Here is a 15595-nt window from a genome sequence, read left to right as displayed (position 1 = left end):
GTGGCCGGAGCGGTGCTCCGGCCACGCCGCGTTTCCGGGTTCCATTGGGGAGAATCGATGCCAGAGCTGGCGCTCGCGGACGAGCTGTTCATGATGGGACACGACGAGTACAGCGGCAAGTCCAGACTCAACCACGACGTGCTGTCGGTCGGCCTGGCCGCGGCCGCGCTCGGCGAACTGATGATCGACGAGACGATCACCGTCGACGGCGGCCGCCTCACCGGCTGGACCGCCAAGCAGAACGGCGACCCCGTCACCGACCAGATCGTCGCGCAACTGCAGCAGGTCGGCCCCGGGCACCGCGTGCACCAGTGGGTCGAGCACCTGCGCGGCGACATCAAGGAACTGGTCGCCTACCGGCTGGTCGGGCACGGGGTGGTCCGGCGCGAGACCAGCCGCACGTTCACCGGCCGGGTGCAGGTCCGCTTCCCGGCGACCGACCCGACCGAGGCCACCCGCTCGATGGTGCGGTTGGGCTTCCTGCTCACCCGGCCCGGCGACTTCGACCCGCAGTCGGCGCTGCTGGCCTGCATCGCCACCGCCGTCGACCTGAGCATCGTCGCCCCGACCCTGTCCTCTGCGACGACGCGCCAGCGCCTGGCCGAACTGCCCGGCCGGCTCGTACCCGGCTACCGGGACCTGCTCGCCGCCGTCGACTCCGCCGTGGCCGCGGTCGCCCTGCAGGCCCACGGCTGACGGCATGACCCTCGCGCACAGGACCGACCACTCGTGATCAGGTTGCGTGTTCTCGGTCGTCCCCGGCGTCTCGGTAGCGGGCTGCGGCACGCCGCCTCAACTCACCAGGAGATTCACCGGAGAAGCGGTTTGGATCGAGGACTGCGATCGCCGGGCCCTCGTCGTACATCATCTTCATCAACGCGTCTGCGGCACCCGCCGCGTGGGTCACCCAGATCGCTTCCGCCGACCACATGCCACCGATCCCGCTGATCGGCCCCAGCAGCGGAAGCTTGTCGGGTGTGATCGACAGCAGGCCGGCCTGCCGTCTGCCGGTCTGCCACCGGTGCGGCGGGGGGAGGAGCGCGAGGGCTGCGTCGACCGCGTCGTCGAGGTGTCCGCCGGGCCAGTCGAGCTCGGCGCGATCGCTCGGCGCTGCCACGAGCACCGGACGGTGGTCGGAAGTGCCGAATCCGTCGCGGTCGCCGTGGTCCCTGGCGTAGACCCTGGCCTCGGGCCATCGGACGAGCGGCGTCGGGGGATAGGCGACCGCTCGGGGCGCGCTGTAGGCATACGGATGCAGGATGGGAAACAGCGGCAGGTGCACCCCGGCGTGGGCGGCGATGTCGCCGCCCCAGATGCCGCAGGCGAGCACCACGTCGTCGGCGGGCAGATCCCCGGACCCCGCTCGTATGGACGCGACCCGCCCTGTCCGGACCTCGATGCCGGTGACCTGGGTGCCGAACAGGAAACGGACTCCGGCGGCGGCAGCACGGGCCTGTAGCGCGCAGGTGACGACGGCAGCACGTGCGGCGCCGTCCTCGGGAAGGTGCAAGGCGGCGAGCACCCGGTGCGGATCCGCGAGACGTGGTGCCATCGCCACGGCTTCGGCCGGGTCGAGCAACGTCGCGGAGATACCGGCGGTTGCCGCCGCCGCGACTCGTGCCGTCAACTGGTCTGCCGCCTGCGAGGTGTGGGCGAGTTCGAGCGCGCCGACCGGTTCGAATCCGGGCAGGCCCTGCCACTGCAGCCGGCGGTAGCAGTCGACGCTGCGGCGTGCTAGCTCGATCATCGCAGGCTGGTCTGCGAGGAGTCCGATGAATCCGGGCGCGTGGCCGGTCGATCCTGTCAGCCGGCCGCGGCTCGACTGCTCGACCACCGTGACGCTGCAGTCGCCGCGGGCACCGAGCCGCTCCGCGACCGCTGTGCCGACGATCCCGGCTCCCACCACAATGATTCGCCGCGTCATGCGGCGCGACGATACTCGCTGAAATGATCTGCCTCAACGACTGTCGTCGATCAGCACCTGGTGACGCATGTCACAGAACGTTCGGCCGAGTGGTGATGGCGCTACGTGCCGCGGGAAGGCGGAGGTCATCTGCAGTACGTGGCGTGGCGGAATGTTGACGGCGCGGCCCATCGATGGCGTGATCGCGGCAAGCGACCTTGTAGTGATGCATGGCAACATATACATTCGCGGCTCCGGATCGGCGAGAGTGGAGACTTCTCGCGATTCACTCGGCGTATGAGCACACGGTTTTACGGGGGCACAGGCTTTGCAGCACAACGTTGAACCATGCGTTGATTCAGATGACGACACGCTCTTCGACACCATCGGCGTCGGATTCGGCCCGGCCAACATAGCGCTGGCGGTTGCGCACTCTGAGAGTCAGAGCGGGCGTTCGCTCGCCTTCCTGGAAGCCAACGCAGGCCCGACCTGGCAACCCGGCATGCTGCTGGACGGCTCGGACATCCAGCACAATCCGCTCCGTGACTTCATCACACCGGTCAATCCGTGCAGCCGCTTCGGTTTTCTCAGCTATCTCAAGAGCCAGCAACGGCTGTTCCACTTCCTCAACCTCGACGCACCCTATCCGCCCCGCGCGGATTACGAGCGGTACGTCAGATGGGTAGCGGACCAGTTCGCCGAGCAGGTGCGATATTCAGAGCGCGTCGTCGCGATCTCGCTCTCCGACGATCCCGATCCTGCGACGGGTAAGCGGACCGTGCAGGTCGACACCCAGAACCGAACGCTGCGGGCGCGCTCGCTGTCGTTCGCTCCGGGCAGATCCTGGCACGTGCCCGAACTGTTCCGCCCGGCGCTGGGAGACGCCGTCTTCCACGCCAACGACTATGTCGTGCGGCGGGAGGACTGGAAGAAGAACGGGGCGCCGGCCTCGGTCGCCGTCATCGGGTCGAGCCAGAGCGCGGTGGAGATCATCCTAGATCTGCATGCGAGCCTGCCGGGGACCGTGGTCAACAGCGTCTTCCGCAACTTCAGCTACGTTCTGAAGGACACCAGTCCGTTCACCGAGGACCTGCTGTTTCCCAGCCACACCGACTACTTCTACAGCGCGTCGCCCGTGTCCAAGAAACGGCTCACGGAGCAGGTGCTGCGCAGCAACTACGGATCCGTCGACCACGATGTGATCAAGAAGCTGTACTTCACCCTCTACGAGAACAGCGTGCGTGACGACTCGTCGATCGTGCTGCGGAACAACGCCCACGTCACCGAGGTGGCCCTGGTCGATGGTGGCGTGCTCCTGTCGCTGCTCGACGAGCACGACGGAAGTACCGCGAAGCTGCATGTCGATGCGGTCGTGCTCGCAACCGGGTTCCGAAACTTCGGCACCCGCGAGCACGAGGAGCTCTGTCATCCGCTGCTGGAGCAGGTGGCGGACGCCTACGAGAAGGACGACGACGGGACGCTGCGGGTGACTCGCAGCTATCAGCTCGTGCCTGCTGACGACGGCAGCGCACCCGCCATCTTCCTCAACGGACTGTGCGAGTCCTCGCACGGTCTGGGTGACGCCGGTTCGTTCAGCCTCCTGTCCTACCGCGCGGCCGAGGTCGAACGTGCCTTGGCGGCGTTCCTCACGGGGCCTTGAGCCGGCCGCGCCGACGATCCGACGACGACGAACAATCGGGGGAATTGATGTACATTGCGCAGTTCAACATCTCTAAGGAGCGGTACCCGCTGGAGCACCCTGCCATGCAGGACTTCGTCGATCGCCTGGGTGAGGTCAACGCCGTGGCCGACGAGTGGGAGGGCTTCGTCTGGCGACTGCATGACGACACCGGCAATGCGACGGCGATCCGCACGTTCGACGACCCGACGATCATCTTCAACCTGTCGGTGTGGAAATCGGTGGCCACTCTCAAGGACTTCGTCTATCAGTCCCGGCACGTGGAGGTGCTCAAGAAGCGCCGGACGTGGTTCGAGCACTGGGACAAGCCGAGCTATGTCCTCTGGTGGGTCGAGGAGTCGGCACGGCCTTCGCTCGAGGAGGCGAAGGCGCGCCTGAGGCACATCCAGGACAACGGCCCGAGCGCGCACGCCTTCGACTTCGATCACGTGCCGGATACGGCGAGCATCGATGGATAGGTACCTGACCGCGGGGTATCGAACGAGCGACCCGAGCCGGATCCTGCTCCTGGTCGAGAGCTTCCCGTTCGCCACCATCGTTCCGGAGGGCGGCGCCGGCGCCGGTCTGATGTTCCTGCCGGTGACCGTCGAGCGGTCCGACGGCCGACCTCCGGTCCTGTACGGCCATGCCGACAGCCGGAACCCGTTGCTGGAGCAGTTGGACGGCCGTCTGGTGGAGGCGGTGTTCCACGGCCCGAACGGGTACGTCTCCCCGCTGGACTATGCGTCGGAGCAGTTTCCCACCTGGAACTACGCGGTGGCGCATTTGTCGGGCACGAGTGCGCTCATCGAGGATGCGGCACGCAAGACCGACTGCATGGTGCGGATGGTCGACGTCCTCGAGGCGGCGAACGGGACGGGATACCGCCTCGACACGGCCAGCCGCGCGGCCGAAGCGATGATCCGGAACATCACCTTCTTCCGCATCGAGGTGACGTCGATGTATGGCGTCTTCAAGTTCGGTCAGGAGAAGGCGTTCGTCGACCGGATGAAGGCGCACGCGGGGCTGCTTCACAAGTTGCGGACCAGGCAGGAGGCTCTGCTGCCGCACTTGGCCGACGACATGGGCGGCTTCCGAGAGCAACGGTGAAGTCGGTGGCCGCCGACGGCCGCCGGTCTGCGACCGAGGTCGCACCGCCCAGCAGCACGTGGATCCGGCGCAGCCACGGCTGCGCAAACACCATTCCGCAAACGTGTACCTGGTAGCAGAAGCCTGAGGAAACATGACGCAGATACGAACGAAGCAGCCGGCAGGGGCTGCCCAGGAGGCCGGCCGTCAGCAGGTCTTCGACAACATCCTCGGCGCGATCGGCAACACCCCCATCGTCCGCCTGAACCGGCTGCCGGAGAGCCCGCACACCGAGGTGCTCGCCAAGTTGGAGTTCATGAATCCCGGCGGTTCGATCAAGGATCGGATCGGGTGGTGGCTCCTGGAGGACGCGGAACGGCGCGGCGTGCTCAAGCCGGGCGGCCTGGTGGTGGAAGGCACCGGGGGCAACACCGGCATCGGGCTGGCGATGGCCGCGGCGGTCAAAGGCTACCGGTGCGTTTTCACGGTCGCCGACAAGATGTCCGAAGGCAAGATCAAGGCCCTGCGTGCCTTCGGGGCCCGGGTCGTGGTCACCCCGACGGTCACGCCCGACGATCCGAGGAACTACTGCCGCGTGGCGCGCCGGATCGCCGACGAGGAGCCGAACTCGGTCTACATCGACCAGTACAACAATCTCGCCAACCGCGATTACCACTACCGGCACACTGGTCCGGAGATCCTGCGCCAGCTGCCGGACGTGGACGTGCTCGTGGCCGGACTGGGCACCGGCGGCACGCTATGCGGCACCGGCAGATTCCTCAAGGACCAGAAGCCGTCGCTGAAGGTGATCGGCGTCGATCCGGTGGGGTCGGTCCTCTACAACATGTACAAATTCGGCCAGAGCCCGCCGGTCCAGCCCTTCCTCATCGAAGGCATCGGCAAGGACTGCGTTCCGGCCAACATCGACTTCGATCTGATCGACGACGTGGTCCAAGTCGAGGACAAGGAAGCCTTCCCACTCACCCGCAGGCTGCTCAAGGAGGAAGGCATCTACGCCGGGATCTCCTCCGGCAGTGCCATCGTCGGGGCGCTTCGCTGGATCCGCGAGGCGGGCGAGGAGGCGGTCGGCAAGAAAGTCCTGGTGATTCTTCCCGACACAGGTAGTCGCTACATGTCCAAGGTCTACGACGACGACTGGATGGCGGCCAACGGACTCCTGGACGAGTCGGTCGGCATCCACGACGAGCAGGAGGACGAGCGGTCGTGAGTAGTTGGAAAACGGTGCCTCGCGTAGAAGGCATCGATGGCAAGGAGTTCTTCGGCGAGTTCGTCGACAAGCGCAGACCCGTGGTCATTCGGGGCTTGACCTCCGAGTGGCGGGCACTGGACTGGGGCCTGGAGTACTTCCGCAGATTTGGTGACGAGAAGAATCTGGCGGTCAAGCTGGGCAATGTCGCGGAAGGGCGGCGTGAGCGTGTCTCTCTGGCGGGCTACTCGGGAGCGCTGGAGCAGTATGAAGCCGCGCTCCGCGGCGGGGAGCCGGCCGACATGCCGGGATACCTGCACGATGTGCCGCTGTTCCGCATCTTCCCGTCGCTCATCGCCGACGTCCAGCCGTTCCCGCTTCAGCTGTTCCCCGAGTGGTACCGGGAGAACTGGCAGGAGTACGTGCAGTACTTCATGGGCCCGACGCGAAGCGTCACGCCGCTGCACTTCGACACGCTTCTGACGAACAATCTGTTCTTCCATCTGGCCGGCCGCAAACGGTTCATCCTCGTGCCGGCCGACCAGCGCCGGCTGTGCTACACCCACCGGTGGCGCTGGGCCAAATTCGATCCGGCAGACCCCGACTTCGAAGCGTTCCCGCTGGCCAAAGAGGCCACGGCGGTGTCGGTCGTCCTCGAACCCGGCGAGATCCTCTACCTACCGCCCGGCACGCTCCACCACGTCACGAACCTCACCCTGACGATGTCCTTCAACATCGACTGGCACACGCCCGCCAGCGCCCGCCTCGGCGTGGCCAGCGTCCTGCAGGGTGCGCCGATGAAGAACGCCTACTACAACCTTCTGTCCTACGTCGGCTTGGGGCTGGGTGTGCCGGACCGGTACATCTTCCCCTTCTACCGGTCCTACCTGACGTACGTCAGCTGACCGGCGGGATAGCCGAGCCATGACGACGGCGGGCCGGGCACCCATCCCGGCCCGCCCGCCTAGGAGATGACGACAATGGTCAAGCCGACAGGAATCATCGACCGGCCGGCGGCAGCCGACCGCGACAGTGCCGACCTCGAGTCGGAGGTGCGCGCCTACAGCCGGAGCTGGCCGGTGACCTTCACCAGGGCGGTCGGCAGCCGTATGTACTCGGCCGATGGCAAGCCGTACCTGGACTTCTTCATGGGAGCGGGCGCTCTCAACTACGGTCACGGCAATCCGCTCCTCAGGGACCCTCTGATCGACTACGTCCGGGGCGACGGCGTCGTGCACAGCCTCGATCTGATGACCGAGGCGAAGGCGACGTTCCTACAGGTTTTCGGCGACCTCGTGCTCAAGCCGCGGGCCATGGACTTCAAGGTCCAGTTCACCGGCCCGACGGGCGCCAACGCCGTGGAGGCGGCGCTCAAGCTGGCTCGGAAGGTGACCGGGCGGCCGACGGTCGCCGCCTTCACCCGGTCGTTCCACGGCATGAGCCTGGGCGCCCTCGCCGTCACCGCCAACGCGGCCAAGCGAGCGGGTGCCGGGGTGGCGCTCGATGACGTCTTGCGGATCCCGTACGAGGGGTTCGGACGTAACGGCGTCTGCGGTCTTGGCCTCCTGGAGGACCTCGTCGAGGTGTCCGGCAGCGGTGTCGAGCTGCCGGCGGCGGTCATCGTCGAAACCATCCAGGGCGAGGGCGGGGTCAACACGGCGAGCACGGCGTGGCTGCAGCGGCTCGCCGCGCTGTGTGCCCGGACGGGCATGCTGCTGATAGTCGACGACATCCAGGTGGGCTGCGGCCGGACCGGACCGTTCTTCAGCTTCGACGACGCGGGGATCGTGCCGGACATCGTCTGCCTGTCCAAATCCCTGAGCGGCTACGGCCTGCCGATGGCTCTCACGATTTTCAAACGCGAACTCGACGTGTGGAGCCCGGGAGAGCACAACGGGACCTTCCGCGGCAGCAACCCGGCCTTCGTCACCGCCACGGCCGCGCTGCGCGCCTACTGGTCCGACGACCGGTTGCGTCGTCGCACCGAGGAGTTGGGCGGTGTCGTCGACTCGTTCCTGGGGGCGCTGTGCGCGCGGCACCCGGAACAGGGTGGCACTCACCGCGGCCGGGGGCTCGTCTGGGGGCTCCAGTTCGACGACCCGCAGCTCGCCACGCGGGTGAGCCGGGCCGCGTTCGAACGCGGGCTGCTCGTGGAGACCGCGGGTTCGCGAGATGAGGTCATCAAACTGCTGCCTTCGCTGCTGATCTCATCGGAGGAACTCCTGGAGGGGTTGGAGATCCTCCGCACGGCGGTGGACCATGAGGCAGGTGCGCAGCCGTGAGCAGCCAGGACGTTCCCGGACGGCCGTCCGTGATCGGCCGTGGGGTGGCTCCCGTCGTCTGCTACGCGTTCATGACGGCTGTCGTCAACGTGTACGCCGGACGGGTCTTCCAGTCGCTGGATCCGGCGGCAGTCGCGGCGATCTCGTTCTCGTTGACGGGTGTTCTGTTCGCTGCCCTTGAACTGGGCACCCGCGGCTCGGGCATCGTGGCGATGGTGCGCGCGCGGTGGCGCGACGTCGTGGCGATCAACGTCACGACCGCGATGGCCTGGCTGACAGTGCTGTTCTCGCTGAAGTACATCGAGCCGGCCATCGTCAACGTGCTCAGCCTCGCCGTCGGGCCCGTCTTCGTCGCGCTGGCGGGCCCGATCCTACGTCGCAGCTCGAAGACGGTGGCAGCGGAGATGGGTGCATCAGCCGGCATCTTCGTCCTCATCCTTGCCTTGACCTGGGGATCGCTGACCGGCCGTAGTGCCGTGGGGCAGATCGGCCACCGTGAGGCCGTGCTGGGCGTCGGCCTGGCGGTGGTGTCGGGCCTCGCGTCGGCGGCCAACATCGTCCTGTCGAAGCGGCTGAGCGATTCCGCGTTCTCCCCGAAGTCCGTGCTGGCGGTGCGATTCTTCATCACGATCGCGGCGAGTTGGCTGATGGTCGGTGCCGCGGCCCAGCCACGCCTGGCGCAGTCGCTGCTGCCCGGTCTGGTGCTGACCGCCATCTCGGTCGTCGTGCCGCTTTACCTGCTTCAACTCGGTGTCAAGCACGCCGAGCCGATGACCGTTTCGCTGCTGGTCTGCCTCGGACCGGGCTTCGCGCTCGCCTTCCAGCTGTTCGACCGTCGGCTGACGGTCTCGCCGCTGTCGGTCGGCTGCATCATGGGCATCACCGCCCTGGTCGCCTGGGGGGTCGTGACCCGGCATCGGGCCCAGCGGCACGCGCAGCCCGGACGCGTCGCCATCGTCGACGCCTACTCGACGGGACGCCATCTGCCTGCAGCGCTGCGTGCGTACGGTGCAGAGTGTGTCCATGTCCAGTCGTCCAGCCCGGATCTCCACCTCGTGCCTGCCGAGGAAGGATTCGTGCGTCAACTGAGCCACGACGACGTCGATGCCACCGTCGGCGAGCTGCGCCGGTTGCAGGTCGGGCTGGTCGTCGCCGGAGCCGAGTCGGGCGTGGAACTGGCTGATCAGCTGTCCGCAGCTTTGGGCACGCCGGGCAACGGCATGAGCCGGCCCGGGTCACGCCGCAACAAGTACGAGATGGTCACGGCGCTGCGGGATGCTGGGCTGCCGCATGCGGCGACCATCCTCTCCCGAGACGTCGACGAGATCGTCGGCTGGGTCGAGCGGGTGGCCGGGTGGCCGGTCGTGATGAAGCCGGTGGCCAGCGCGGGCACCGACAACGTGGTCACCTGTGCGACGCCTGAGCAGGTGCGCGCCGCCTTCGACAAGATCGTGGCCGGTGTGGATCGCTATGGGCGGAACAACACAGAGGTCATCGCCCAGGAGTTCCTCGCCGGCGACGAGTACTTCGTCAACACGGTCAGCCGGCACGGCGAGCACCGAACGGCGGAGATCTGGCGCTACTACAAACGTCAGGTCCCGGGTGGTCACATCATCTTCGACCACCATGAGCCGGTTCGCGCCGACGATGCCGACGCCGTGGCGATCGAGCGGTACACCCGCCAGGTGCTGGATGCCTTGGAGATCCGCAACGGGGCGGGCCACAGCGAGGTGATGCTCACCGCGCGTGGACCCGTGCTGGTGGAGTGCGGGGCGCGGCTGGGCGGCGGACAGGTGCCGGAGATCAACATGCGCTGCCTCGGCACGAGCCAGATGCATCTGCTGGCGCTCGCCGCCGCCAGACCGGCGGAGTTCTTGCGGCATCCGCCGGTGGCCTACCGGCTGCTGGAGCATCCGCGCCACGTATCGTTGATCAACGCCGGGGAGGGCGGTGTGGTGCCCACGGCTGAGGCGATGGCCGGAATCCATGCCCTGCCGTCGTATGCGTACACCGTCATGGCGATGCCCGCCGGGCATCCGCTGCCGCGCACCATCGACGTGGTCTCGTCTCCGGGCTTCGTCTACCTGATCTCCGACGACCCCGCACAGATCACCGCGGACTACCGGGAACTGCGACGAATCGAGCAAACCCTCTACGAGCCCCGGTAGCGGCACCGGCCGGCGGCTACGCGTGACGTGGCGAGTTCACGCCGCAGGCTGGGGCCAGTCGCGCGACTCGATCCGGTAGACGAGACTGAGCGAGCCGCTCCCGTCCAGCCTGGTCCCCGCCGGTACGCCACCGATCTTCTGCACCGCCCGCTGTGAGCGCAGGTTTGACGGCCCGACGAGGAAGACGACGGTGTCGACGTACGCGAAGGCGTGCCGGAGCATGAGGTGCTTCAATTCCCTGTTGTACGCACCTCCCCAGTGGGACCGGGCGAGGAAGCTCCATCCGATCTCGATCTCGCTGCGTGCCTCGTCGTAGCCGTGAAAACGGGAGCTGCCGATGAGGCGGCCGTCGACGGCATCGGCGACCGCCAACGCGCCGCCGGAGGAGAGCGCGTCAAGGAAGAAGCGCCCGAAGACGTCCCGCTGGTGGCGATCGGGTTGCGGGTGCTGCTCCCATAGCAGCGGATCGGCGGCGACCGAGTACAGACCGTCGAAGTCCGCCGCCTGCAGCGGCCGTACCTGGACCAACTCGCCCGCCAGGGTGGGCTGGAAGTCGAACATGGCCCGATCGTAGAGTGCGGAAAGCTCGCCGGCGGTGCTTTGCCGCACCTGCTCGGCGCCACTTCGGACTCGACAGCGGACCTGGCTGCGCAGAGGATGTTCGGGTGTCCGTGACTGTCTATGAAAGAGGCGACCACCGATGAGTTCTTCGGCGCTGCACCCGATCTCCCCGCAGCGGCCTGACGCCGTGCATCCGCTGGCCCGCCTGTCCGCCGAGGAGATGCGCCAGGCCCGTTCGGTGCTCAGCGCCGCGGGACTGGTGGGGGAGTCGACCCGGTTCACGTACGTGGGTCTGGAGGAGCCGGCCAAGGGTGAGGTGCTCGACACCGGTGGTGCGGTGGTGCCGCGTCGGGCCCGGGTGATCCTGCTGGACGTCGCGACGGGCGTGGCGACCGACACGGTGGTGTCGCTGTCCAAGGGTGAGGTCGACAGCCGGCGGCGGCTGGACCCGGTCCGCGACGGGCAGCCGGCGATCATGCTGGAGGAGTACATCGCCGCCGACGAGATCGTCAAGGCTGATGAGGGCTGGCGGGCGGCGATGGCCCGGCGCGGCATCACCGACCTGGACCTGGTGTGCCCCTGCCCGCTGTCGGCGGGCGCGGCGACGAAGCCGGACGAGCAGGGCCGGCGCATGGTGCGGGTGCTGTCGTTCGTACGCCACCGCGAGGCCGACCACCCGTGGGCGCACCCGGTCGACGGCGTTGTCGCGTACGTGGATCTGACCGAGCGGCGGGTCATCGAGTTGATCGACGACGTGCTGCTGCCGGTGCCGTCGACCGAGCACAACCACGACGATCCGGAGTACGTGGGGCCGCTGCGCACGACGCTGAAGCCGATCGAGATCACGCAGCCGGAGGGGCCGAGTTTCACCGTCGACGACGACGTGGTGAGCTGGGAGGGCTGGCAGTTCCGGATCGGGTTCGACGCCCGGGAGGGCCTGACCCTGCACCAGTTGTCGCTCAACGGCCGCGACATCGTCTACCGGGCCAGCGTCGCCGAGATGGTGGTGCCGTACGCGGACCCGTCGCCGGCGCGGTGGTGGCAGAACTACTTCGACGCGGGCGAGTACAGCCTGGGCGCTCAGGTCAACGCGTTGCAGCTGGGCTGCGACTGCCTCGGCGAGATCCACTATTTCGACGCGGTGGTCGCCGACGACCTGGGCGAGCCGCAGCCGCGCCCGAACGCGATCTGCATGCACGAGGAGGACTTCGGGGTGCTGTGGAAGCACACCGACCTGTTCACCGGTTCGTCGGAGACGCGGCGGCAGCGGCGGCTGGTGATCTCGTTCTTCGTCACGGTCGGCAACTACGACTACGGTTTCTACTGGTACCTGTACCTGGACGGCACGATCGAGCTGGAGTGCAAGGCGACCGGTGTCATGTTCACCTCGTCGTACGTGCCGGGCAGCCCGTACGCCGACGAGGTCGCGCCGGGGCTGGGCGGGCCGTACCACCAGCACATGTGGTGCGCGCGGCTGGACATGACCGTCGACGGTGTCGCGAACACGGTGAACGAGGTGCAGCTGCAGCGGTTGCCGGTCGGGCCGGACAACCCGCACGGCAACGCGTTCACGAAGCTGGTGACGCCGCTGGAGCGCGAGTCGCAGGGGGCGCGGATGGCCGAGCCGGCTTCCGCCCGTGCCTGGCACGTGGTGAACCCGGGCAGGCTCAACCGGCTGGGCCAGCCGGTCGGCTACGCGCTGTACCCGCAGGGTCAGCCGGTGCTGGCCGCGGACCCGTCGGCGTCGATCTCGCAGCGGGCGGCGTTCGCCACGCACCACCTGTGGGTGACGGCGTACGACCCGGCGGAGCGTTACCCGTCGGGTGACCTGCCGAACCAGCACGCGGGCGGGGCGGGGCTGCCCGCGTGGACGGCCCAGGACCGGGACCTGACGGCCACCGACGTGGTGCTGTGGCACACGTTCGGGTTGACGCACTTCCCGCGTACCGAGGACTGGCCGGTGATGCCGGTGGACCGGGCCGGGTTCACGCTCAAGCCGGTGGGTTTCTTCGACCGCAACCCGACCCTGGACGTGCCCGCGTCGACGGCGTCGCACTGCGCGACGCCCACGGCCGAGGGCGACAGCTGCTGCTCCTGAGCGGGACGAGAGCAGGGGCGGACGCCGTCGCGTCCGCCCCTGCCTCAGATCTGTGGGCCCCCCGTGGGGCGCGGCTCATTCAGCCGGGCCGCCCTTGCCGATCCGCTCGTACACGGCGGGCTGCGACGAGCGCAGCACCAGGCCCCAGGCCGCGCCGAGCACGACGGCGACGCCGACCAGGCCGGGCAGGATGTAGCGCAGCGGCGAGTCGGCCTCGGCGCCCAGCATCGCGTCGGAGTTGACGATCGTCATGACGGTGATCGCGCCGAGGGCGAGGGTGGCCAGGATCGGGGCGACGGTGCGCTGCCAGAGCGTCTCGGCGCCGCGGTGGCGGTTGAGGTAGGCCAGCACGGCGACCGACGTGCCGACCATCAGCACCAGCAGGCCGACCGCGGAGACGTAGGACAGCCAGGTGAACAGTTCCAGCACCGGGTCGCGCTCGAGCGCGGCGAACACGGCCACCACGACGACGGCCAGGATCGTCTGCAGCAGCGAGCCGACGAACGGCGCGGAGGTGCGCCGGCCGGTGCGGGCCAGCGAGGCGGGCAGCACCTTCTCACGTCCGGCGGCGAACAGGTACCGGGCGACGGTGTTGTGGAACGACAGCAGCGCCGCGAACACGCTGGTGAGCAGGAGCAGGTTCGCGACGTTGGCGACGGTGTCGCCGAAGTGCGCGGCCATCAGCGAGAACGGCAGCCCTGCGGCGGGGTCCTGGGCCTGGGCGACGACGTTGTCGGGGCCGGCGCCGACGGTCAGCGCCCACGCCGACAGGGCGTACAGCACGCCGGTGATGGCGATGGCCGTGTACAGGGCGCGGGCCACCGTGCGGCGGGGGTCCTTGGCCTCCTCGGCGTAGTCGCCGGCGCTCTCGAAGCCCGCGAACGCGGCCACGGTGAAGGCGAGCACGCCGCCGATGGCGGGGCCGAACAGGTTGCCCGGGTCGAGGCCGTCGAAGGTGATCGAGCCGCCGGCGGGGTTGGCGAACGAGCCGAGGTCGAACAGGACGACCGCGGCGACCTCGGCGATGAGCAGCACGGCGAGGACCTTGGCGTTGAGGTCGACGCGCAGCAGGCCCAGGATCGCGACCAGGGCGAGCGCGGCCAGTGCCCATACCCACCAGGCGAGCGCGGGGCCGCCGTTGGCCTCGACGAACCCGCCGAGCGCGGCTCCGAACAGGCCGTAGAGGCCGATCTGGATGGCGTTGTACGCCAGCAGGGCCACGAACGAGGCGCCGACCCCCAGCGCCCCGCCCAGCCCCTGCGACACGTACGCGTAGAACACGCCCGCGTTGACGACGTGGCGGCTCATCGCGGCGTAGCCGACGGCGAACAGCGCGAGCGCGGCGGCGACGATCGGGAACGCCAGCGGCACCCCGACCGAGCCGGTGACGGCGAACGTGGCCACGACGCCGCCGGCGAGCACGGTCATCGGCGCGCTGGCCGAGACGGTGAAGAAGACCAGTGAGCTGGTGCTGAGCCGGCGGCGGGCGAGGCCGAGGTCGGCGGGGGCGAGCATGGGCGGCAAGGGCGAGGAGGCGCCCGAGGGGATGGCAGAGCCCCGTGTCTGTTCAGAGGTGGTCATGGGTCCTCTAGTCCTGTGTTCGGGGTGAACGGTCGGTGCATAGTAATGCGTGCAGGTACATGGCTCAATGTGCGTTACACATTGTTAATGAAGTACGTCACCCTCGATGCGTACGCTGTTGAACGGATCGGCCGACTCCACTAGCCTTTCCAATTTGCACAGACGACGGCATGCGCTGTGGCATGCCTGGACACCCTCCGGCGCGCAGTGAATCTGATCTAGGACCCTCATGTCGACTCTCCCCGTCTCCGACCGGTTCGCCGTGGCCGACGAGCTCTTCCTCATCGGCCACCATGAGTACACCGGCAAGAAACACGCGGGGGACGAGCAGTTCGGTCTCGGCCTGGCCGCCGCCGTGCTCATCGAGCTCGGCTGGCAGCGCGCGATCGCCCTGGACGAGGGCGCGGTCGTCGTGCGCACCACGCCCACGTTCACCGGCGACCCGGTCCTCGACCACGTGCTCGGCAAGGTCGCGGCGCAGGAACCCGTGACGCACCCGGCCGCGTCGTGGATCGACTACCTGCGCGAGGACCTGTACGCGCTGGTCGCCGAGCGGCTCAAGCGCCAGGCGGTGATCGAGGAGGTGCAGCGCGGCATGCTCAGCCGGCAGAGCCGCCTGGTGGCCGTCAACCCGTTCGTCGCCGCCCGGCCGCGCTCGCTGATGCTCGGCGTGTTGCGCGACCCGCCCGGCCGCCGCCAGCCGCCGGCCAACGCGCACTACGCGGTGCTGGCGGGGCTGGTCGCGGCGATGGAGATGTGGGAGGCGATCCCGACGGTCGGCCCGGAAGAGGCGGCCTACAACGCGGCGCTGCTGCTGGACCGGATGCATCCGGCCGAGCAGGCGATCATCAAGGGTGTCACCACGACCAAGGCGGCCCTGGCCCGCCGGGTGCGCCGATGACCGGCGCATGTACGCGTCGGGCCGAAGACCAAGGACGCGCTGATCAAGACGTATCGGTTCGGCAGCTGAGGAGATCTTCACCGAATGGCGGCTGCGGTCCGATCGGACCGCAGCCGCCATTCGGCCA

At 68.3% G+C, this 15595-nt stretch carries 13 protein-coding genes; 10 read left to right on the top strand and 3 right to left on the bottom strand.

Translation table 11 applies throughout. The features are described 5' to 3' along the window. Nucleotides 1-57: 57 nt before the first annotated feature. Entirely contained in the window at nucleotides 58-696 is a 639-nt protein-coding gene (locus tag Cco03nite_RS40305) for a GOLPH3/VPS74 family protein (protein ID WP_203699325.1), read from the top strand. A gap of 37 nt (nucleotides 697-733) precedes the next feature. Here Cco03nite_RS40305 and Cco03nite_RS40300 read toward each other — a convergent pair whose 3' ends face one another. Beyond that, a complete protein-coding gene (locus Cco03nite_RS40300; RefSeq protein ID WP_203699324.1) occupies nucleotides 734-1924 on the bottom strand; it encodes an NAD(P)/FAD-dependent oxidoreductase in 1191 nt (396 codons plus the stop codon). Between the two features lie 307 nt (nucleotides 1925-2231). On the opposite strand from Cco03nite_RS40300, the gene Cco03nite_RS40295 reads away from it, so the two are divergent. The 7 genes from Cco03nite_RS40295 to Cco03nite_RS40265 all read left to right on the top strand — a co-directional run bounded on the left by Cco03nite_RS40295 (nucleotide 2232) and on the right by Cco03nite_RS40265 (nucleotide 10327). Continuing rightward, on the top strand, nucleotides 2232-3563 hold the full coding sequence (locus Cco03nite_RS40295) for a SidA/IucD/PvdA family monooxygenase (RefSeq protein ID WP_203699323.1): 1332 nt from the start codon (nucleotides 2232-2234) through the stop codon (nucleotides 3561-3563). Nucleotides 3564-3610: 47 nt separating this feature from the next. Beyond that, nucleotides 3611-4060, top strand: a complete 450-nt coding sequence (locus Cco03nite_RS40290; protein ID WP_203699322.1) for a DUF3291 domain-containing protein — start codon at nucleotides 3611-3613, stop codon at nucleotides 4058-4060. Further along, nucleotides 4053-4691: an FMN-binding negative transcriptional regulator gene (locus tag Cco03nite_RS40285; RefSeq protein ID WP_203699321.1), complete on the top strand. Its 639-nt coding sequence runs from the start codon at nucleotides 4053-4055 to the stop codon at nucleotides 4689-4691. The genes Cco03nite_RS40290 and Cco03nite_RS40285 overlap by 8 nt, the downstream gene beginning before the upstream one ends. Nucleotides 4692-4824: 133 nt before the next feature. Beyond that, nucleotides 4825-5898 (top strand): PLP-dependent cysteine synthase family protein, encoded by a 1074-nt coding sequence (locus Cco03nite_RS40280; protein WP_203699320.1) that lies wholly within the window; start codon nucleotides 4825-4827, stop codon nucleotides 5896-5898. Further along, entirely contained in the window at nucleotides 5895-6782 is an 888-nt protein-coding gene (locus Cco03nite_RS40275) for a cupin-like domain-containing protein (RefSeq protein ID WP_203699319.1), read from the top strand. The genes Cco03nite_RS40280 and Cco03nite_RS40275 overlap by 4 nt, the downstream gene beginning before the upstream one ends. A gap of 66 nt (nucleotides 6783-6848) precedes the next feature. Further along, a complete protein-coding gene (gene ectB, locus Cco03nite_RS40270) occupies nucleotides 6849-8159 on the top strand; it encodes a diaminobutyrate--2-oxoglutarate transaminase (RefSeq protein WP_203699318.1) in 1311 nt (436 codons plus the stop codon). Next, nucleotides 8156-10327 carry an ATP-grasp domain-containing protein gene (locus Cco03nite_RS40265; protein ID WP_203699317.1) on the top strand — a complete coding sequence of 724 codons (2172 nt, stop codon included), beginning with the start codon at nucleotides 8156-8158 and terminating at the stop codon, nucleotides 10325-10327. The genes ectB and Cco03nite_RS40265 overlap by 4 nt, the downstream gene beginning before the upstream one ends. Nucleotides 10328-10363: 36 nt before the next feature. Here the strand turns inward: Cco03nite_RS40265 and Cco03nite_RS40260 are convergent, their stop codons facing one another. Next, the gene (locus tag Cco03nite_RS40260; protein ID WP_203699316.1) at nucleotides 10364-10888 is read right to left on the bottom strand and encodes a GNAT family N-acetyltransferase; all 525 of its coding nucleotides are present in this window, start codon (nucleotides 10886-10888) and stop codon (nucleotides 10364-10366) included. Nucleotides 10889-11027: 139 nt separating this feature from the next. On the opposite strand from Cco03nite_RS40260, the gene Cco03nite_RS40255 reads away from it, so the two are divergent. Beyond that, nucleotides 11028-12986, top strand: coding sequence for a primary-amine oxidase (locus Cco03nite_RS40255; RefSeq protein ID WP_203699315.1), 1959 nt, complete (start codon nucleotides 11028-11030; stop codon nucleotides 12984-12986). Nucleotides 12987-13061: 75 nt separating this feature from the next. Here Cco03nite_RS40255 and Cco03nite_RS40250 read toward each other — a convergent pair whose 3' ends face one another. After that, nucleotides 13062-14501, bottom strand: a complete 1440-nt coding sequence (locus tag Cco03nite_RS40250) for an APC family permease (RefSeq protein ID WP_239168053.1) — start codon at nucleotides 14499-14501, stop codon at nucleotides 13062-13064. 295 nt (nucleotides 14502-14796) lie between these two features. Between Cco03nite_RS40250 and Cco03nite_RS40245 the strand changes: the two genes are divergently transcribed. After that, nucleotides 14797-15468 carry a GOLPH3/VPS74 family protein gene (locus Cco03nite_RS40245; protein ID WP_203699314.1) on the top strand — a complete coding sequence of 224 codons (672 nt, stop codon included), beginning with the start codon at nucleotides 14797-14799 and terminating at the stop codon, nucleotides 15466-15468. The last annotated feature ends 127 nt before the right edge of the window (nucleotides 15469-15595 follow it).

It is taken from the genome of Catellatospora coxensis (genome assembly GCF_016862635.1).
Lineage (GTDB): Bacteria > Actinomycetota > Actinomycetes > Mycobacteriales > Micromonosporaceae > Catellatospora > Catellatospora coxensis.
The sequence above is the reverse complement of the archived record's forward strand: the minus strand, read 5'-3'. Positions and strand labels throughout refer to the sequence as shown.